The sequence below is a fragment of the Pseudonocardia sp. ICBG1034 genome, assembly GCF_020131375.1.
In the GTDB taxonomy this organism is placed as follows: domain Bacteria; phylum Actinomycetota; class Actinomycetes; order Mycobacteriales; family Pseudonocardiaceae; genus Pseudonocardia; species Pseudonocardia alni.
On record NZ_JAHLEK010000017.1, the window covers coordinates 475047 to 494531 of the forward strand.

The 19485-nt window shown below is 74.0% G+C and carries 13 protein-coding genes; 10 read left to right on the plus strand and 3 right to left on the minus strand.

The window, feature by feature from the left end:
- Positions 1-75: 75 nt before the first annotated feature.
- The gene (gene chvE / locus KPF22_RS17140; RefSeq protein WP_208818614.1) at positions 76-1206 is read right to left on the minus strand and encodes a multiple monosaccharide ABC transporter substrate-binding protein; all 1131 of its coding nucleotides are present in this window, start codon (positions 1204-1206) and stop codon (positions 76-78) included.
- 553 nt (positions 1207-1759) lie between these two features.
- Here chvE and araB point away from each other — a divergent pair.
- The 3 genes from araB to araA are packed head-to-tail and all read left to right on the plus strand — an operon-like array spanning position 1760 to position 5686.
- Positions 1760-3460, plus strand: a complete 1701-nt coding sequence (gene araB, locus KPF22_RS17145) for a ribulokinase (RefSeq protein ID WP_224402674.1) — start codon at positions 1760-1762, stop codon at positions 3458-3460.
- A complete protein-coding gene (locus KPF22_RS17150; RefSeq protein ID WP_208818572.1) occupies positions 3457-4143 on the plus strand; it encodes an L-ribulose-5-phosphate 4-epimerase in 687 nt (228 codons plus the stop codon). The genes araB and KPF22_RS17150 overlap by 4 nt, the downstream gene beginning before the upstream one ends.
- 31 nt (positions 4144-4174) lie before the next feature.
- Positions 4175-5686 (plus strand): L-arabinose isomerase, encoded by a 1512-nt coding sequence (gene araA, locus KPF22_RS17155; RefSeq protein ID WP_208818571.1) that lies wholly within the window; start codon positions 4175-4177, stop codon positions 5684-5686.
- Positions 5687-5835: 149 nt separating this feature from the next.
- Here araA and KPF22_RS17160 read toward each other — a convergent pair whose 3' ends face one another.
- Positions 5836-8613 carry an AAA family ATPase gene (locus tag KPF22_RS17160; protein ID WP_224402675.1) on the minus strand — a complete coding sequence of 926 codons (2778 nt, stop codon included), beginning with the start codon at positions 8611-8613 and terminating at the stop codon, positions 5836-5838.
- Positions 8614-8714: 101 nt separating this feature from the next.
- Between KPF22_RS17160 and KPF22_RS17165 the strand changes: the two genes are divergently transcribed.
- Together KPF22_RS17165 and KPF22_RS17170 are read left to right on the plus strand one after the other, a co-directional pair.
- The gene (locus tag KPF22_RS17165; protein ID WP_208818569.1) at positions 8715-9461 is read left to right on the plus strand and encodes a flavodoxin family protein; all 747 of its coding nucleotides are present in this window, start codon (positions 8715-8717) and stop codon (positions 9459-9461) included.
- Positions 9462-9494: 33 nt separating this feature from the next.
- Positions 9495-10418, plus strand: a complete 924-nt coding sequence (locus tag KPF22_RS17170) for a DUF5996 family protein (RefSeq protein ID WP_224402676.1) — start codon at positions 9495-9497, stop codon at positions 10416-10418.
- A gap of 79 nt (positions 10419-10497) precedes the next feature.
- On the opposite strand, the gene KPF22_RS17175 is transcribed toward KPF22_RS17170, so the two are convergent.
- A complete protein-coding gene (locus KPF22_RS17175; protein ID WP_224402677.1) occupies positions 10498-12216 on the minus strand; it encodes an AMP-binding protein in 1719 nt (572 codons plus the stop codon).
- Positions 12217-12520: 304 nt separating this feature from the next.
- Between KPF22_RS17175 and KPF22_RS17180 the strand changes: the two genes are divergently transcribed.
- Genes KPF22_RS17180 through KPF22_RS17200 form a run of 5 tightly spaced genes read left to right on the plus strand, consistent with a single transcriptional unit; the run spans position 12521 to position 19479 of the window.
- On the plus strand, positions 12521-14122 hold the full coding sequence (locus KPF22_RS17180) for an acyl-CoA carboxylase subunit beta (RefSeq protein ID WP_208818567.1): 1602 nt from the start codon (positions 12521-12523) through the stop codon (positions 14120-14122).
- Positions 14123-14131: 9 nt separating this feature from the next.
- The gene (locus KPF22_RS17185) at positions 14132-16120 is read left to right on the plus strand and encodes a biotin carboxylase N-terminal domain-containing protein (protein WP_224402678.1); all 1989 of its coding nucleotides are present in this window, start codon (positions 14132-14134) and stop codon (positions 16118-16120) included.
- A 1-nt stretch (position 16121) separates the two neighbouring features.
- Positions 16122-16883, plus strand: coding sequence for an enoyl-CoA hydratase/isomerase family protein (locus KPF22_RS17190; RefSeq protein ID WP_224402679.1), 762 nt, complete (start codon positions 16122-16124; stop codon positions 16881-16883).
- 11 nt (positions 16884-16894) lie between these two features.
- Positions 16895-17722: a TIGR03084 family metal-binding protein gene (locus KPF22_RS17195; protein WP_308010420.1), complete on the plus strand. Its 828-nt coding sequence runs from the start codon at positions 16895-16897 to the stop codon at positions 17720-17722.
- Complete coding sequence (locus KPF22_RS17200) at positions 17719-19479, plus strand: acyclic terpene utilization AtuA family protein (protein WP_224402681.1); 1761 nt, start codon at positions 17719-17721, stop codon at positions 19477-19479. Before KPF22_RS17195 ends, KPF22_RS17200 begins: the two co-directional genes overlap by 4 nt.
- Positions 19480-19485: the final 6 nt, after the last annotated feature.

The window sequence follows — 19485 nt, forward strand, 5'->3', positions numbered from 1 at the left end:
CCGGCGGGTCGCCGCCGGGGTGGTGGTCGGTCACGTCGTCCTCCGTTGCGGAAGGGTGGGGCCGGCTCGACGGGCTCAGCCCTGGCGGCCGCGGGCGACGTCCTCGGCCGTGTAGTAGCCCGAGTCGACGAGGACCTGCCGGATGTCGGCCTTGAACACCGTCCGGACCGGCAGCAGGTAGGACGGCACGACCTTCACCCCGTTGTCGTAGGTGGTGGTGTCGTTCGCCTCCGGGGTGCCGCCGCCGAGGAACGCCTTCGCGGCCACGACGGCCTGCTCCGCGAGCTTGCGGGTGTCCTTGAAGACCGTGGAGCTCTGCACCCCGTCGTCGATCAGCTTGACCGAGGCGATCTCGGCGTCCTGCCCGGTGACGGTCGGCATCGGCTTGGCCGCGGTGCCGAAGCCCGCGTTCTGCAGGGCGGTGATGACACCACGGGAGATGCCGTCGAAGGGCGACAGGACGCCGTCGGGCCGGCTGCCGTCGTTGTAGGTGGAGGTGAGCAGGTCCTCCATCCGCTTCTGGGCCGTCTCCTGGCCCCAGCGCAGCGTGGCGGTCTGCTCGATCGTCGTCTGGCCGCTCTTGACCCGGATCGTGCCGTTGTCGATCAACGGCTTCAGCACCGACATGGCGCCGTCGAAGAAGTAGAAGGCGTTGTTGTCGTCGAGGGAGCCCGCGAACAGCTCGACGACGACCGGGCCCTTCTTCGGGCCGGCCGCCCCGTCGGCGTCCTGCAGGCCCATGCCGCGCAGCAGCGCCTTCGCCTGGGCGACGCCGACCTGGAAGTTGTCGAAGGTGACGTAGAAGTCGACGTTCGGGCTCTGCCGGATCAGCCGGTCGTAGGCGATGACCGGGATGCCGGCGTCCTTGGCCGCCTGCAGCTGCCCGGACAGGGCGGTCCCGTCGATGGCCGCGACGATCAGCAGGTCCGCACCGCTGGTCACCATCTGGTCGATCTGCTGGGACTGGGTCGGGATGTCGTCGCCGCCGTACTGCAGGTCCACCTGGTAGCCGGCCGCGGTGAGCTGGTCGCGGACCGCGTTGCCGTCGGCGATCCAGCGCTCGGAGGTCTGGGTCGGCATCGACACGCCGACCGTCAGGTCACCGGGTGCCGCACCCGGCCCCGCGCCGCCACCTCCCCCGGCTCCCTGGCCGCCGCAGGCGGCCAGTCCCAGCACCAGCAGGGCACCGACGGCGACGGTGCGCATCCTCGTGAACACAGGCGATCTCCTCGTCGAGACGGCAGCGGGCGGGTCTCACCGGTCAGATCGGGAGAGATCCCGAATGTGAACGTTAACCACCGATGATGATCGACGGAAGTACCGTTATATCTCCGTTATGCATTGCCCTGAACAGAGTCGATCAGTCTCGTGACGACCACCGCCCGACGCGGCGCGGCGCCCACGACGATGCGAACACTCCCAACGACGTGAGGGTTAACACCGGCCAGGGACCGTCGGGTCACGAGGGCTCCCGACCCGACCCGGACGGTGCGCGCCGGGCCGTCGCCGCCGCGACCGCCAACACCTTTGACACCCCCACACCGGCGCCGCCCGACCTCCGGCACCGACCCCGCCCGGCCCGGCGACCGGTCCCGACGCCCCGGCCGACGACGACCCGCACCAGGTGAACGTGCCGCACAAGAGCCCCCGTTGCGGACAGTGGCTGCTGGCAGACCGTTGAGGTCGTCTGCTGTTAGCGATAACATTCGCCCGCCGTCCGATCGCTCGGTCGGCCGTTTCGTGACCCGAGGAAGTGCTCATGATCCGACCACCGGTCGACCCCGCCGACGCCCTCGTCGTGGGCGTCGACTTCGGGACGCTGTCCGGACGGGCGGTCGTCGTCCGTGCCGCCGACGGGGCCGAGCTCGGCACCGCCGTCCACGCCTACACCCACGCCGTCGTCACCGACGCCCTGCCGGGCCGGCCGGACCTGCGCCTGCCGCCGGACTGGGCGCTGCAGGTGCCGTCGGACTACGTCGACGTCCTGCGCCGCGCCGTCCCCGAGGCGGTCGCCGCCGCCGGGGTGGACCCGGCGCGGGTGGTCGGCATCGCCACCGACTTCACCGCCTGCACCATGGTCCCGACCCTCGACGACGGCACCCCGCTGAACGAGGTGCCCGACCTCGCCGACGAGCCGCACGCGTACACCAAGCTCTGGCGCCACCACGCCGCCCAGCCGCAGGCCCACCGCATCAACGCCCTCGCCGCCGAGCGGGGCGAGAGCTGGCTCCCCCGCTACGGCGGGTTCATCTCCTCGGAGTGGGAGTTCGCGAAGGGTCTGCAGATCCTGGAGGAGGCCCCTGCGGTCTACGCCAGGACCGAGCGCTGGGTCGAGGCCGCGGACTGGATCGTCTGGCAGCTGTGCGGCCGCTACGTCCGCAACGCCTGCTCGGCCGGGTACAAGGGGATCCTGCAGGACGGCGTCTATCCCGGCCGGGACTTCCTCGGTGCGCTGAACCCGGCCTTCGCCGGGTTCGCCGAGACCAAGGTCGCCCACGAGATCGGTGAGCTGGGCGCCGTCGCCGGGCCGCTGACCGCCGAGGCGGCAGGCTGGACCGGGCTGCCCGAGGGCATCGCGGTCGCCGTCGGCAACGTCGACGCGCACGTCACCGCCGCCGCGGCGAACGCCGTCCGGCCCGGGCAGATGGTCGCGATCATGGGGACCAGCACCTGTCATGTCATGAGCTCCGACGTGCTGCGCGAGGTGCCCGGGATGTGCGGCGTCGTCGACGGCGGCATCGTCCCCGGGCTCTGGGGCTACGAGGCCGGGCAGAGCGGCGTCGGCGACATCTTCGGCTGGTTCGTCGAGAACGGCGTGCCGCCCGCCTACCACGAGGCCGCCCGGGCGCGGGGGCTCGGCGTGCACGAACACCTGACCGAGCTGGCCGCCGGGCAGGCGGTCGGCGAGCACGGGCTCGTCGCGCTGGACTGGCACTCGGGCAACCGGTCGGTGCTGGTGGACCACGAGCTGTCCGGCGTCGTCGTCGGGCAGACCCTCGCGACCCGGCCCGAGGACACCTACCGGGCGCTGCTGGAGGCCACCGCGTTCGGCACCCGGATGATCGTGGAGACCTTCGCGGCCTCCGGCGTCCCGGTGACCGAGCTGATCGTCTCCGGGGGACTCACCCGGAACGCCCTGCTCATGCAGATCTACGCCGACGTGACGCGGCTGCCGCTCACCGTCGTCGAGACCGGGCAGGGCCCGGCCCTGGGCTCGGCCATCCACGCGGCCGTCGCCGCGGGGGTCCACCCCGACATGCCCACCGCGGCCGCCGCGATGGGCCGCGTCAGGGAGGGCGCACACCTGCCCGACGAGGAGTCGGCGAAGTCCTACGACGCCCTGTTCGCCGAGTACACGCGCCTGCACGACCACTTCGGCCGGGGCGACGACGTGATGCACCGCCTGCGCGCGATCCGCCGCGAGGCGCGCGCCCAGCGAGAAGGAGACCTCGACGCATGACCGACACACAGGCCTCCCCCGGCGTCGCCGCCACCGTGGCGCGCCTGCGCGAGCAGGTGTGCGCACTGCACGCCGAGCTGGTCCGCTACGGGCTGGTCGTCTGGACGGCGGGCAACGTCTCGGCCCGCGTCCCCGGCCACGACCTGATGGTCATCAAGCCCAGCGGGGTCTCCTACGACGACCTGACCCCGCAGACCATGGTGCTGTGCGACCTGCACGGCACCCCGGTCGAGGGCGACCTGACGCCGTCGTCGGACACCGCGGCGCACGCCCACGTCTACCGGGCCATGCCCGGGGTCGGCGGGGTGGTGCACACCCACTCCACCTACGCCAGCGCGTGGGCGGCGCGCGCCGAGCCGATCCCGTGCGTGCTCACCGCGATGAGCGACGAGTTCGGCGGGGACATCCCGATCGGCCCGTTCTCGCTGATCGGCGACGAGTCGATCGGCCGCGGCGTCGTCGAGACACTGGCCGGCAGCCGCTCCCCCGCCGTGATCATGCAGAACCACGGCGTGTTCACCGTGGGCGCCGACGCCCGTGCCGCGGTGAAGGCCGCGGTGATGTGCGAGGACGTCGCCCGCACCGTGCACCTCGCCCGCCAGCTCGGCGACACCGTGCCCATCCCCCAGGACGAGATCGACAGCCTCTGGGACCGCTACCAGAACGTCTACGGGCAGCGCTGAGCGCTGCAGGCCCCCGAAGGAGGAATGTCCGATGAGTGGCTCGCTGCTCGACAGCTACGAGGTCTGGTTCCTGACCGGGAGCCAGGGCCTCTACGGCGAGGAGACCCTCGCCCAGGTCGCCGACCAGTCGAAGGTCGTCGCCGACCGGCTCGACACCGCCGACGAGATCCCGGTGCGGGTGGTGTGGAAGCCCGTCCTCACCGACGCCGACGCCATCCGGCGGATCTGCCTGGAGGCCAACGCCGACGACCGCTGCCTCGGCGTCATCACCTGGATGCACACCTTCTCCCCGGCGAAGATGTGGATCCCCGGGCTCGAGGCCCTGACGCGCCCGCTGCTGCACCTGCACACCCAGGCCGGTGTCGACCTCCCCTGGTCGGAGATCGACATGGACTTCATGAACCTCAACCAGGCCGCGCACGGCGACCGCGAGTTCGGCTACGTCCAGACCCGGCTCGGCCTGGCCCGCAAGACCGTCGCCGGGCACGTCTCCGACCCGGTGCTCCGGGACCGCATCGGGACCTGGACCCGCGCGGCCGCCGGTGCCGCCGAGCTGCGCGCGCTGCGGCTGGTCCGGTTCGGCGACTCCATGCGCGACGTCGCCGTGACCGACGGCGACCGGGTCGAGGCCACCCGGGTCTTCGGGATGTCGGTGCAGACCTACGGCGTGAACGACCTCGTCGCCGTCGTCGACCAGGTCCCCGACACCGACGTCGACAAGCTCGTCGCCGAGTACGCCGAGGTCTACGCCGTCGTCCCCGAACTGCTCCCCGACGGCGACCGGCACGAGGCGCTCCGCTACGGCGCGCGGGTCGAGATCGGGCTGCGCTCGTTCCTGGAGGCGGCGGGCGCGCAGGCGTTCACCACGAACTTCGAGGACCTCGGCGGACTGCGCCAGCTCCCCGGTCTCGCGGTGCAGCGCATGATGGCCGACGGCTACGGCTTCGGCGCCGAGGGCGACTGGAAGACCGCGGCGATGCTGCGCGCGGTGAAGGTCGTCGCCACCGGGCTGCCCGGCGGCACGTCGTTCATGGAGGACTACACCTACCACCTGCGACCCGGCCGCGAACGCATCCTCGGGGCGCACATGCTGGAGGTCTGCCCGAGCATCACCGGGTCCCGGCCGTCGCTGGAGATCCACCCGCTGGGCATCGGCGGGCGCGAGGACCCGGTCCGGCTGCGGTTCACCGCCGACCCGGGCCCGGGCGTGGTGCTCGGCATCTGCGACCTCGGGGAGCGCTTCCGCCTGGTCAGCAACGACGTCGAGGTCGTCGACCCGGACGAGCCCATGCCGAGGCTGCCGGTGGCGACGGCGACCTGGGTCCCGGAGCCGACGCTGGCCACCTCGGCCGAGTGCTGGCTGATGGCGGGCGGCCCGCACCACACGGTGCTGTCGACCGCCGTCGGCGTCGAGGCCCTCGACGACCTGGCCGAGATCGTCGGGACCGAGCTGGTGCACATCGGCGACACCACGAGCCCGCGGACCTTCCTGCACGAGCTGCGCTGGAACAACGCCTACCACCGGCTCGCGCGGGGCTTCTGAGCTCCGCTCCCGGCCACGGTGGCCGGCCGCCTCCGACGGGTGGCCGGCACCGTGGTCCGGAACGGGGACGCGACCCGCCCACGACAGAGAGGGACCGCTCGCCTCCGGCGCGGGCCGGCGCGCGATCGGTCACCGGCCGGCGGGCCTGGTCACTCCCCGCCCCCGGTGGTGTGGAACCTCAGGTCGCCCGCCATGTCGATCCGCGCGAGCTCGGCACGGGAGGTGACGCCGAGCTTGGGGTAGACGCTGCCCAGGTGGTGCCCGACCGTGCGGTGGCTGATCAGCAGCCGGGCCGCGATCTCCCGGTTGGTGAGCCCCTCGGCGGCCAGCTGGGCGACCCGCAGCTCCTGGGGGGTGAGCCCGGCCCCGGCCGGCTCCTGCCGCGCCCCGGACTGCGCGGCCAGGCCCAGCTCCCGCACCGCCCGTGCCCGCAGCGGCGCCGCGCCGAGGCGGGCGAAGGTCTCGGCCGCCCCGGTGAGCTCGTGCCGGGCGTCGGCGCGCCGGCGGACCCGCCGCAGCCACTCGCCGTACAGCAGCCGGGTGCGGGCCTGCTCGAACGGATCCGGCACGGTACCCGCGCCGTCGAGCGCGGCCCGGAACGCGGCCTCCGTCTCCGGGCCGCCGGCGGCGAGGGCGCGGAGACGATGGGCGGCGGTCCGGGCCCAGTGGGCGCCGGTCCGCCGGGCCCACGTCTCGACGGCCACCAGCCGGGCCGCGGCCGTCTCCGTGCGGCCCTCCTGCGTGGCGGCCTCGGCGGTGTCCGGGGCGGCGAGCAGCGCGAACGTGGGGTGGGCGGCCTCGTGGCCGGGCTCGTCGAGCGGCATCAGGTGGAGCAGGGCGTCGCGGGGCCTGCCCTCGAACAGCGCGGCCCGGCCCCGCACCCAGTACGCCGACGCGGTGAGCGCGCGCACCCCCTGCCGGACCGAGACGGCCAGCGCCCGGGTGGTGTGGCCGTCCAGTCCGGGGGCGTCGCCGCGGGCCGCGGCCAGGTTGGCCAGACAGAGCCGGCACTGGCTCGCCACGTGGTCCGCTCCGACCTCCTCGGCCAGCCGCAGGCCCTCGGTGGCCCCGGCCTCGGCCGCCTCCCACCGGCCCGCCGAGGCGTCGAGGACCGCGCTCTGCGCGAGCACCATCGCGAGCGCGGCGAGCTCGTGCCGCCGCCGCAGCTGCGCGGCCTGCACCCGCAGCACGTCGTACAGGGGCCCCTCGACCCCGCAGGCCTGGGCCAGCGGCACGGGCGGCAGCAGCTCCCACGGCACGGTCCCGAGCAGGCCGACGGTGGCGGCCTCCGGGGCCGGGAGCGGCCCGGCGGCCCGACCGGCCCCGTCGTAGCAGGCCCACCAGGACCGCAGCGTCGGCATGACCGGTGCCGGCTCGCCGCCGGGGTCGAGGGCGAGCAGCCGCGCCAGCGCCGCCTGCTGCAGATCCGGGCGGCCCGCCGACCACGCCGCGCGGGCCGCCACCGTGCCCAGCTCCATCGCCGTGCGTGTCCCGTCGACGACGGCCATGTCCCCGACCAGGTAGTGGTGGGCGCGCTCGGGGAGGCCGACGGTGAACTCGAGGATCCCGCGCAGCCCGCCGCTGCACCGCACGACGGGCTCCACCCCACCCAGGCGCTCGGCGTCGTCGAGCAGCCGCCGGGCCCCCTCGGCGTCGCCGGCGTCCCAGGCGGCGCGGGCGGCGACCGCCAGCCGGCGCGCGGCGTCCGCGGGGTCCGGTGACAGGTCGGCGGCCCGCCGCAGCGTGCGTGCCGCCAGTGGGCCGGCGCTGCGCTCCAGGCACCGGGTGGCCGCCTGCTCCAGCAGCGCCGCGACGTCCTCGTCGGCGCCGTCCGCGGCGGCCGCCAGGTGCCAGGCACGGTGCTCGGTGGCCTCGGTCGGCAGCGCCGCGGCCAGCGCGCGGTGCGCGGCCCGGCGGTCCGCGAAGGGGGCGCCGTCGTAGAGGGCGGCCGGGACCAGCGGGTGGCGGAACCGGAGGCGGGCGCCCGAGGCCTGGAGCAGGCCGGAGCGCAGCGCCTCGTCCCAGGTGGAGGCGTCGACACCCCACCCGGCACCGGCCCGGTCGACGACGTGCCGGTCGCCCCGGCCCTCGGCGGCCGCCAGCAGCAGCAACGCCCGGGTGGCCGGTTTCAGCGCCTCGGCACGGGCGCAGAACGCCCGCCGCAGTCGGGGCCCCACCGGCATCGGCTCCCCGGACGCCCCGTCGTCGGCGTCGCGCCCGACGGTGGGCAGCTCCTGCAACGCGAGCGGGTTGCCCCCCGCCGTCGCGACCGTGCCCTCGACGAGGGCCTCGTCGGCGCCGGGGACGGCGGCGGCGACCAGCCGGCGGGCGTCGTCGTCGGTGAGGGCCACGACCTCCAGCGCCGGCACCCCGTCCCAGGGGCCCGGGGACGGGTCCGCGTGGTCGGTCAGGATCACCACGACCGGCTCGGTCCGCACCCGGCGCGCGAGGAAGCCCAGACAGTGCGCCGTCGCCTCGTCGACCCACTGCGCGTCGTCGACGACGACGAGCACCGGCCGCTCCCAGGCCAGGCCGGAGAGCAGCGACACCACGGCCGCGCCGATGAGGAACCGGTTGGCCGGGTCCCGGCTGATCCCGAACGCGCCGCGCAACGCGGCGGCCTGCGGGTCCGGGAGCTCGTCGAGCCGGTCCAGCACCGGCCACAGCAGCGCGTGCAGTGCGCCGAAGGCGAGCCCCGTCTCGATCCGGGTGCCCCGGGTCCGCAGCACCGTGAACCCGGACGCGGCGTCGACGACGTGGTCGACCAGTGCGGTCTTGCCGATGCCCGGCTCCCCCCACAGCACGAGCGCCGCACCCGCGCCGTCGGCCGCGCGTGCCAGCAGCCGCTCCAGTGCCGCGGTCTCGGTACGCCGCCCGAACAGCTCCATGACCCCCCGCAGCCCCGTCCCGCCGTCCCGCCGTGGCACGGCCGATCCGTCGTACCACCGTAACCAGGTCGTCCGGATCGTCCGGGACGACCGATCCGGTGACCGATCCGCCGGGGCCGGCCGGACCCGACACTCGCCGGGTGACCCGCCCCGCACCCACCGATGCGTCCGCGACGTCCGGGAGCCCCGACTTCACCGGGCTCCGCGCGACCTACGTCAACTGCACCCTCAACCGCTCCCCCGGCCGCAGCCACACCCAGGGCGTCATCGACCGCAGCATCGCGATCATGGAGGCGAACGGGGTCGACGTCGACCGGTTCCGCGCCGTCGACCACGACATCGCCACCGGCGTCCGCCCCGACATGACCGAGCACGGCTGGGACACCGACGCGTGGCCCGCCCTGCTCGACCGCGTCCTCGCCGCCGACATCCTCGTCATCGGCGGGCCGATCTGGCTGGGCGACAACAGCTCCGTGACGAAGCGGGTGATCGAGCGCCTGTACGGCCACTCGGGCGTGCTGAACCCCCACGGCCAGTACGCCTACTACGGACGCGTCGCCGGGTGCCTGCTCACCGGCAACGAGGACGGCCTCAAGCACTGCGCGATGAACATCCTCTACAGCCTGCAGCACATCGGGTTCACCGTCCCGCCCCAGGCCGACGCCGGTTGGCTCGGCGAGGTCGGCCCCGGCCCGTCCTACCTGGACGAGGGTTCCGGCGGACCGGAGAACGACTTCACCAATCGCAACATCGCGTTCATGACCTACAACCTGATGCACCTCGCTGCGATGATCCGGGGCGCGGGCGGGTTCCCGGCGCACGGCAACCAGCGCACGGCCTGGGACGACGGCACCCACCCAGGGCACACCAACCCCGAGTACCGCTGACGCGGGCGACGGCCGACCCCACGAGGAGACCCGATGAGCAGCACGACGACGAGCTGGCCGAGCCTGCGCGTGGCGGACTGGACCGCCACCCGCGAGACCCTGCACATGTGGACCCAGATCGTGGGCAAGATCCGCATGGCCCACGCCCCGCTGCTCAACCACTGGTGGCAGGTGACGCTGTACGTGGGCCCGCGCGGGCTGACGACGTCGGCGGTCCCGTTCGGCACCGGGGCCTTCGAGATCGAGCTGGACCTGCTGGGCCACCGGCTCGAGGTCCGCAGCAGCGACGGCGGCGCGCTCGGCTTCGGGCTGGCGCCGATGCCGGTCGCCGAGTTCTACGGCAAGGTCCTGGACGTGCTCGGCAGGCTCGGCGTCTCCGCGCCGATCCGGCCGCACCCCAACGAGGTCGACCCGGCGATCCCGTTCGCCGAGGACCACACCCACGCCTCCTACGACGCCGAGGCGGCCACCCTGTTCTGGCGACAGCTGCTGCAGGCGAACCGGGTGATCGGTGAGTTCCGGTCGCACTTCGTCGGCAAGGTCAGCCCGGTGCACTTCTTCTGGGGCGGCATGGACCTGGCCTGCACCCGCTTCTCCGGCCGGACGGCGCCGCCGCACCCGGGCGGGGTGCCCAACTGCGGCGACTGGGTCATGGTCGAGGGCTACTCGCGGGAGCTGTCCAGCTGCGGCTTCTGGCCCGGTGGCGGCGAGGAGGGCGCCTTCTACTCCTACTCCTACCCCGCGCCCGACGGCTTCGCCGAGGCCCCGGTCGGCCCCGACGGTGCCTTCTACAGCGCGGACTTCCAGCAGTTCCTGCTGCCCTACGAGATCGCCCGCGCCGCACCGGACCCGGACCGCGCGGTCGCCGAGTTCCTCCGCACGACCTACGCGGCCGCCGCGGACCTCGGGCGCTGGGACCGCTCCGCGCTGGAGGACGACCCGCTCCGCTGGGCGTGACCGGCGGCGTGCCGGTCGTCCCGCGGACCGCCCCGGCGCGGCCGCGGGTCGGCCGCGCCGGTGAGCGCATCGTCCGCGCTCAGACCTGCTCGAACAGGGCGCCGTGCCGCGCGCGGAGCCGGTACTTCAGGACCTTGCCGCCCACCGTCTCGGGCAGGCCGTCCACGAACACGACCGCCTTCGGCGTCTCGTACCCGCCCAGCGTCGCCCGGCAGTGCGCGATGATCGACTCCGCGTCGGCCTCCGCGCCCTCCCGCAGCACGACGACCGCTGTCACGGCCTCACCCCAGTGGGGGTGCGGCAGCCCGATCACCGCCGCCTTCTCCACGGCCGGGTGCCCGTGCAGGACGGACTCCACCCGCAGGCTGGAGACGTTCTCCCCACCGGACTTCACGATGTCCTTGAAGCGGTCCACCATGATCCGCAGACCGTCCTCGTCGACGGCTGCGCTGTCCCCGGAGTGGAACCAGCCACCGCGGAACGCCTCCCGCGTGGCCTCCTCGTTCAGGTAGTAGCCCGCGGTGACGACGGGACTGCGGTACACCGCCTCGCCCGGGACGTGCGGGGTGTCCCGGACCGACACCCCGGTCTCGTCGACGACGTCGGAGGCGAGGAGCGGGCTCGGGACGCCGACGTAGTTCACCGACGGAGCCGTCCGCGCGTAGACCTCGCTCCACCTGGCGGGCCAGAACCGGTGGCAGGCGATCGCCTCGGTCTGCCCGAAGATGCCCAGCACCACGAGGCCGGGGGCCCGCTCCTGCAGCCGCGCGTACACGGCCGGTTCGAGGGCACCCCAGCCGTACACCAGCACGGTCAGGCTGGACAGGTCCGCGCCGGTCCGCTCCGCCACGGCGTCGATCGCGGCCACGAACTGCGGGGAGCCCGCCCACAACGCGGTCGGGCGCTCCTCGGCGATCGTCGCCACGAGCTGGTCGGGCAGCGGGCGCCGGCCCAGCACCAGGGAGCCACCGGCCAGGAACGCCGAGAAGGTGAAGATCTGGTCGCCGACGTGGTAGATCACCGGCAGCGCGGTGGCGACCCTGAGGTCGGTCTCCACCCGCAGGCCGCGGGTGAGCGAGACCGTGAAGTTCAGCGCGGCGAGGTGGGTCGACCCGTGCGAGATCATCACGCCCTTGGGCATCGCCGTGGTGCCCGAGGTGTAGAGGATCTCCCAGATGTCGTCCGCGTGGATCTCGACGTCGGGCTCGGTCGCCGGCAGACCCTCGAGGAGGTCCCCGAAGCTCGGGCTCCCCGCGACGGGCCCGCCGCCGATCGTGATCGTGGCGCCGACACGCAGCCCGGTGGCGGTGAACGCCTGCTCGGCCCGCGGCCACAGCTCCGCGTCGACGATCGCCAGTCCCGGCTCGGCCTGGCCGATCAGGTGCTCGAGCACGTCCGGGGCGAGGGCCGGGTTCACCGGTACGGCCACCATGCCCGCCTTCGCGACACCGACCTTGGCCAGGTAGGCCTCGACGGAGTTCTCGCAGAACAGCAGGACCCGCGCGCCCGGCTCCAGACCGCGGGCCGCGAGGGCGTGGGCGACCTGGCTGGTGATCCCGTCGGCCTCGCGGTAGGTCACGGAGGCGAACCGCTCCTCACCGTAGGCACCGGGCCGGCCGGTGATCGCGGTCTTCTCGGGGTAGCTCCAGGTCAGGCGCTCGAACACGTCCCCGACCGAGGTCCGCTCCCACCGGTTCACCGCACGTCGTCCGCGCAGACGCGTGACATCGATCGTCCCGAGCTGTCCCTGCAGGTCCACACCAGCCTCCTTGCCGAGCTCACCTGAGGCGGACAGCATCGCGGCATCACCTCCCCGACCACAAGCCCGTAGTCACTCGTCGTTCACAACCTCCCCGGGCACCGGCGCGACGCCCCGGCCGGGCCGCCCGCGCGGGTCCGGACGCGCCCGCGCCGGGCCCGACCGGTGGTGGCGACAGGACTTGCCAGGGGCATGGTTAGTGAACGACGATGCACTCGTTGCGGGCGACGACGCCCGGCCGGATGCGCAGAGGAGTCGATGTGGACGTTCGGGAGAGCTCCGGGCACAGGGACCTCCGGGAACACGGCCCGGGCCCGGCCCGCTCGGACCAGGGGGGACACCCGTGACGACCGTCCTGCGCTCCGCGCTCGACACCTCGGACGAGGTCTACCTCGCCAACCGCGCGCACGCGGAGACGGTCCTGGCCGAGCTCGACGAGCAGGTCCGGACCGCCATCGCCGGGGGCGGCGAGCGCTACCAGCGGCGCCACCGCGACCGCGGTCGGCTGCTCGTCCGGGAGCGCATCGAGCTGCTCCTCGACCGCGACGCCGCGTTCCTCGAGCTGTCCTCGCTGGCGGCCTGGGGCACCCCGTTCACCGTGGGCGCCTCCATCGTGACCGGGATCGGCGTCGTCTCCGGCGTCGAGTGCATGATCATCGCCCACGACCCCACCGTCCGCGGTGGCGCGATGAACCCGTACTCGCTGCGGAAGACGCTGCGCGCCCTGGAGATCGCGCGCGTCAACCGGCTCCCCACGATCAACCTCGTCGAGTCCGGCGGGGCGGACCTGCCCACCCAGTCCGAGCTGTTCGTGCCCGCGGGCAAGATCTTCCACGACCTGACCGAGCTGTCCTCGATGGCGATCCCGACCATCGCGCTCGTCTTCGGCAACTCCACCGCGGGTGGCGCCTACGTGCCCGGCATGTGCGACCACGCCGTGATGGTCGACCAGCAGGCCAAGGTGTTCCTCGGCGGCCCGCCGCTGGTGAGGATGGCCACCGGGGAGGAGTCCGACGACGAGGAGCTCGGCGGCGCCGCGATGCACGCCAAGGTCTCCGGCCTGTGCGACCACTTCGCCGTCGACGAGCGCGACGCCATCCGGATCGGGCGCCGGATCGTCTCCGAGCTCAACTGGCGCAAGCTCGGCCCCGGCCCCACGCTGCCCGCCGACGAGCCGGTCCACGACCCCGACGAGCTGCTGGGCATCGCGCCGTCGGACATCAAGGTCCCCTTCGACCCGCGCGAGGTCATCGCCCGCGTCGTCGACGGCTCCCGGTTCGGCGAGTACAAGCCGCTGTGGGGCACCAGCCTCGTCACCGGCTGGGCCTCGATCCACGGCTACCCCGTGGGCATCCTCGCCAACGCCCGCGGCGTGCTGTTCAGCGAGGAGGCCAAGAAGGCCTCGGAATTCGTCCAGCTGGCGAACCAGACGGACACGCCCCTGATCTTCCTGCAGAACACGACCGGCTACATGGTGGGGAGGAGCTACGAGCAGGGCGGGATCATCAAGGACGGCTCCAAGATGATCAATTCGGTGGCGAACAGCAAGGTCCCGCACATCACGCTGAACCTGGCCGCCTCCTTCGGCGCCGGGAACTACGGCATGTCCGGACGCGCCTACGACCCGCGGCTGATGTTCGCCTGGCCGGGCTCCCGGCTCGCCGTCATGGGTGCCGCCCAGCTCGCCGGCGTGATGTCGATCGTCGCCAGGCAGTCCGCCGCGTCGTCGGGCCGGGAGTTCGACGCCGAGGCCGACGAGCGCAACCGCGCCGCCGTCGAGGCCCAGATCGAGCAGGAGTCGCACGCCTTCTTCGTCACGGCCCGGCTCTACGACGACGGCCTGATCGACCCCCGCGACACCCGCACCGTGCTCGGCATCGCCCTGTCGACCGCGCACTCGAACATCATCGCCGGCCGGCGCGGCTACGGCGTCTTCCGGATGTGAGGTGAGGAGATGACCGTCCACAAGCTGCTCGTGGCCAACCGCGGGGAGATCGCCGAGCGGGTCGTCCGCTCGGCCCGCGCGCTGGACATCGCCACCGTCGCCGTCCATTCCGACCCGGACACCGACGCCCTGTTCGTCGAGGCCGCCGACGAGGCGGTGCGGCTCCCCGGCGCCGCCCCGTCGGAGACCTACCTGCGCGCCGACCTGATCATCGAGGCCGCGCTGCTCACCGGCGCCGACGCGATCCACCCCGGCTACGGCTTCCTGTCCGAGAACGCGGACTTCGCCCGCGCCTGCGCGGCCGCCGGCATCACCTTCGTGGGCCCGCCGGTCGAGGCCATCGAGGCGATGGGCTCGAAGATCGCGGCGAAGGAGCTGATGGAGAAGGCGGGCGTGCCCGTCCTGCCCGGCGCCACGATCGACGACGCCGAACAGGTCGACGCCGCCGCCGTCTCCGCCCTCGCCGACGGCATCGGCTACCCGCTGCTGGTGAAGGCCGCCTTCGGCGGTGGCGGGCGCGGCATGCGCATCGTCCGCTCCGCGTCCGAGGTGGTCGACGCCGTGACCGGGGCCCGGCGCGAGGCCGCGTCGGCCTTCGGCGACGGCACCGTGTTCCTCGAACGGTTCGTCGAGGACCCGCGCCACGTCGAGGTGCAGATCTTCGGCGACACCCACGGCACCGTGGTGCACCTGTTCGAGCGGGAGTGCTCGATCCAGCGCCGCTACCAGAAGATCGTGGAGGAGGCCCCCTCCCCCGCCGTCGACGACGCGCTGCGCACCCGTCTCGGGGACGCGGCCGTCGCCGCGGGCGCGGCGATCGGCTACACCGGCGCCGGGACCGTCGAGTTCGTCATGGCGCAGGACGGCGAGTTCTTCTTCCTCGAGGTCAACACCCGTCTGCAGGTCGAGCACCCGGTCACCGAGGAGATCACCGGCCTCGACCTGGTGGCACTGCAGATCGCGGTCGCCGAGGGCGAGCCGCTGCCCGCGGAGGTCACCGGCGCCACGATCACCGGCCACGCGATCGAGGCCCGGCTCTACGCCGAGGACCCGGGCCGGGACTACCTGCCCGGCTCGGGGACCCTCCACCGGTTCTCGGTGCCCGCCCTGCCCGGTGTGCGCGTCGACACCGGTGTGCGGGACGGTTCGGTGGTCGGGACGCACTACGACCCGATGCTGGCGAAGGTGATCGCGCACGGCCGCACCCGCACCGAGGCCGCCCGGAAGCTCGCCCGGGCGCTGTCCGAGGCCGAGATCCACGGCCCGGTCACCAACCGGGACCTGCTCGTCGCCGTCCTGCGCGAGCCGGAGTTCCTGGCCGGGCGGACCGACACCGGTTACCTCACCCGCCACGAGCCCACCGCACTCGTCGGCCCTCCGTCGGAGTCCACCCTCGCCGTGCACGCCCTCGCCGCCGCCCTGGCCGACCAGGCGGGCCGCCGGGCGGGCGCCGCGGTCCAGCAGCCGGTGCCGTCGGGCTGGCGGAACGTCCGCAGCGCCGCCCAGCACGCGGAGTACCGGGCCGGCGACACCGACCTCGACGTGACCTACCGGCTCGGCCGCGGCACACTCGAGGCCGGCGTGAACGGGGCCGCGCTCCCGGGCGCGGCCGTGCTCGCCGCCACCGCGGACCGGGTCGACCTGCAGGTCGGCGGTGTGCGGCGCGCCGTGCGGGTGCACCGCGTCGGCGACACCGTCCACGTCGACAGCGCGCTCGGCGCCACCACGCTGACCGAGCGGGCCCGGCTGCCCGAGCCCGGCACCGACGCCGCCCCCGGCTCGCTGCTCGCCCCCATGCCCGGCACCGTCGTCCGGGTCGCGACCGGGGTCGGGCATCAGGTCGAGCGGGGTGCGGTCGTCGTGGTGTTCGAGGCCATGAAGATGGAGCACCTGGTGCGCGCCCCCGTCGCCGGCACCGTCGCCGAGCTGGGCGTGCAGGTCGGGGACACCGTGGAGTCCGGCGAGGTCCTCGCCGTCATCGAGGAGGGGCAGGCCTGACATGAGCGACGTGACCTACGAGGTGACCGACGGCGTCGCCTGGCTGACGATCGACCGCCCCGAGGCCCGCAACGCCCTCAGCAGGGCCGTCCGCGAGGGCCTGTTCGACGGCGTCCACCGGTTCAACGCCGACGACACGGCGAAGGTCCTGGTGCTGACCGGCTCCGGGGAGAAGGCCTTCTGCGCGGGCGGCGACCTCAAGGAGATGAACGACGTCGCGCTCCGGGTCCCGCCCCCGGACTTCCTGCCACAGCTCGGCCGCAACATCGACGTCCCCAAGCCGACGATCGCCGCGGTCAACGGGATCGCCTACGGCGGCGGGTTCCTCCTGGCCCAGCAGTGCGACCTGGTGGTGGCCGCCGAGCACGCCCGCTTCGCGGTGTCCGAGGTCAGGATCGGCCGCGGTTCCCCGTGGGCCGCGCCGCTGTCCTGGCTGGTCCCGCCGCGGGTGGCGATGAAGATCCTGCTCACCGGCGACCCGATCGGCGCGGCCGAGGCGCAGGGCCACGGGCTGGTCAACGACGTCGTGCCCGCCGCCGAGCTGCGCGGGCACACCCAGCGGCTCGCCGAGCGGATCGCCGCCAACGCCCCGCTGTCGGTGCTCGCGGCCAAGCGGACCGCGTACCTGTCGGCGAGCCACCCCCGCGCCGAGGCCTACGAGCGTGCGGAGGAGATCTGGGAGCCGGTCTACCTGTCGCAGGACGCCCAGGAGGGCCCGCTCTCGTTCCGGGAGAAGCGTGCCCCCGTCTGGCAGGGGGTCTGACCATGGTGTCCATGGAGACGGTCCTCGACGACCTGGAGGCCGAGAGCGCGGTCGTCCGCGCGATGGTCGCCGACCTCGACGACGCCGCCATCGGCGGCCCCACCCCGGCCGAGGGCTGGACCGTCCGCGACCAGCTCACCCACCTCGCCTGGTTCGACGAGGCGGCCACCCTCGCCGCGACGGACCCGGCGACCTTCCGCACGCAGGCGGACGGGCTGCAGGAGCTGGGGCCCGGCTTCCCGGACCGGATCGCCGCGGACCACGCCGGTCTGGGGGCCGAGGAGGTCCGGGCCTGGTTCGCCGGGGCCCGCGACGCACTCGTCAGCACCTTCCGCGGCATCGGGCCGAAGACCCGGCTGCCCTGGTACGGGCCGGACATGAGCGCCCTGTCCTCGGTCACCGCCCGGCTGATGGAGACCTGGGCGCACGGCCAGGACGTCGCCGACGCGCTCGGGGTGCTGCGTGAACCGACGGACCGGCTGCGCCACGTCGCCCACCTGGGGGTGCAGACCTTCGGTTTCACCTTCCGCAACAACGGCCGGGAGGTCCCGCAGGCGCCCGTGCGGGTGGAGCTGGTCGCCCCCTCCGGCGCGCTGTGGACCTGGGGCCCGGAGGACGCCGCGGACCGGGTCACCGGCTCCGCCCTGGGCTTCTGCCTGGTCGCGACCCAGCGCAGACATCCCGACGACACCGACGTGGCCACGACCGGGCCGGTCGCCGCCGACTGGGTCTCGATCGCCCAGACCTTCGCCAACCCGCCCGGCCCCGGCCGCGCCCCGGGCGCCGTCACCGCGGCGTTCCCCGCCCCGACCCGTCACCCCGCAGGAGGGTCCGCATGACCCGCGCACCGGTGCGCATCGGCAACTGCTCCGGCTTCTACGGCGACCGCATCACCGCCGCGCGGGAGATGGTCGAGGGCGGGCCGATCGACGTCCTGACCGGCGACTACCTCGCCGAGCTGACCATGCTGATCCTCTACAAGGCGCGGCGGAAGGACCCGGCCGGCGGCTACGCGAGGACGTTCCTCACCCAGGTCGAGCATGTGCTGGGCACCTGCCTGGACCGCGGCATCAGGATCGTGTCGAACGCGGGCGGGCTCAACCCCGCCGGGCTGGCGTCCGACCTCACCGCACTGGCGCAGCGGCTCGGCCTCGCCCCGCGGATCGCCTACGTGCACGGCGACGACCTGGTCGACCGGCTCGACGACATCCAGGCCGCCGGGCACACCCTGGCCCACCTCGACACCGCCGTCACGCTCGCCGACGCGGGGGTGACCCCGGTGTCCGCCAACGCCTACCTGGGCGCGTGGGGCATCACCGAGGCCCTGCGCGCCGATGCGGACGTCGTCGTCACCGGGCGGGTCACCGATGCCTCCGTCGTCGTCGGCCCCGCCGCGTGGTGGCACGGCTGGGAGCGCACCGACTTCGACGCGATCGCCGGCGCCATGGCCGCCGGGCACGTCATCGAGTGCGGCCCGCAGGCCACCGGCGGGAACTACTCCTTCTTCGAGGAGATCACCGACCGCCGCTACCCCGGCTTCCCGATCGCCGAGGTCGCCGACGACGGCTCCAGCGTGATCACCAAGCACCCCGGCACCGGCGGGCTCGTCTCGCCGGGCACGGTCACCGCACAGCTGCTCTACGAGATCGCCGAGCCCGCCTATCCCGGCCCGGACGCCGTGGCGCACTTCGACTCGCTGCGGCTGACGCCGGACGGCGAGCACCGGGTGCGCATCTCCGGCACCCGCGGCAGCGCGCCGACCGACCGGCTCAAGGTCGCGCTGAACTACGAGGGCGGCTACCGCAACACCATGACGCTGGTGCTCACCGGCACGAGGATCGAGGAGAAGGCGGCCTGGGCCTCGGAGCAGCTCACCGAGCTGCTCGGCGGCGCGGACCGGTTCGGTGAGCTCGACATGCAGCTGCTGCGCTTCGACCACCCCGACGCGCCCACGAACCCGCAGGCGACAGCCCACCTGCGGGTCACCGTCAAGGACCCGGACCGGCGCAAGGTCGGCCGCGCCTTCTCCGACACGACCATGGAGCTCGCGCTCGGCGGCTACCCCGGCTTCCACACCACCACCCCGCCCTCGGCCGAGAGCGCCTTCGGCGTGTACTGGCCCACCCTGGTGCCCGCCTCCGAGGTGGAGCACCTGGTCACGCTGCCCGAGGGCACCACGACACCGGTGCCGCACAGCCCGGTCACCGCCGGGATCCCCGTCCCGGCCGAGCCGGTCGTGCCGGCGCCCGCGGAGGGGCCCACCCGGCGGCTGCCGCTGGGCGAGATCGCGGCGGCCCGCTCCGGCGACAAGGGCGGCAACGCGAACATCGGGCTCTGGACCCGCACCGACGACGAGTACGCGTGGCTACGCGGCCACCTCACCGTCGAGCGCGTCCGCGAGCTGCTGCCGGAGGCCGCCGGGCTGGAGATCCGCCGCTTCGACCTGCCGAACCTGCGCGCGCTGAACATCGTCGTGGTCGGGATCCTGGGGGCGGGCGTCGCCTCCGCCACCCGCCCCGACCCGCAGGCCAAGGGGCTGGGCGAGTACCTGCGCAGCCGCCTCGTCGACATCCCCGTCGCCCTGCTGCCCGGCTGACCGGGG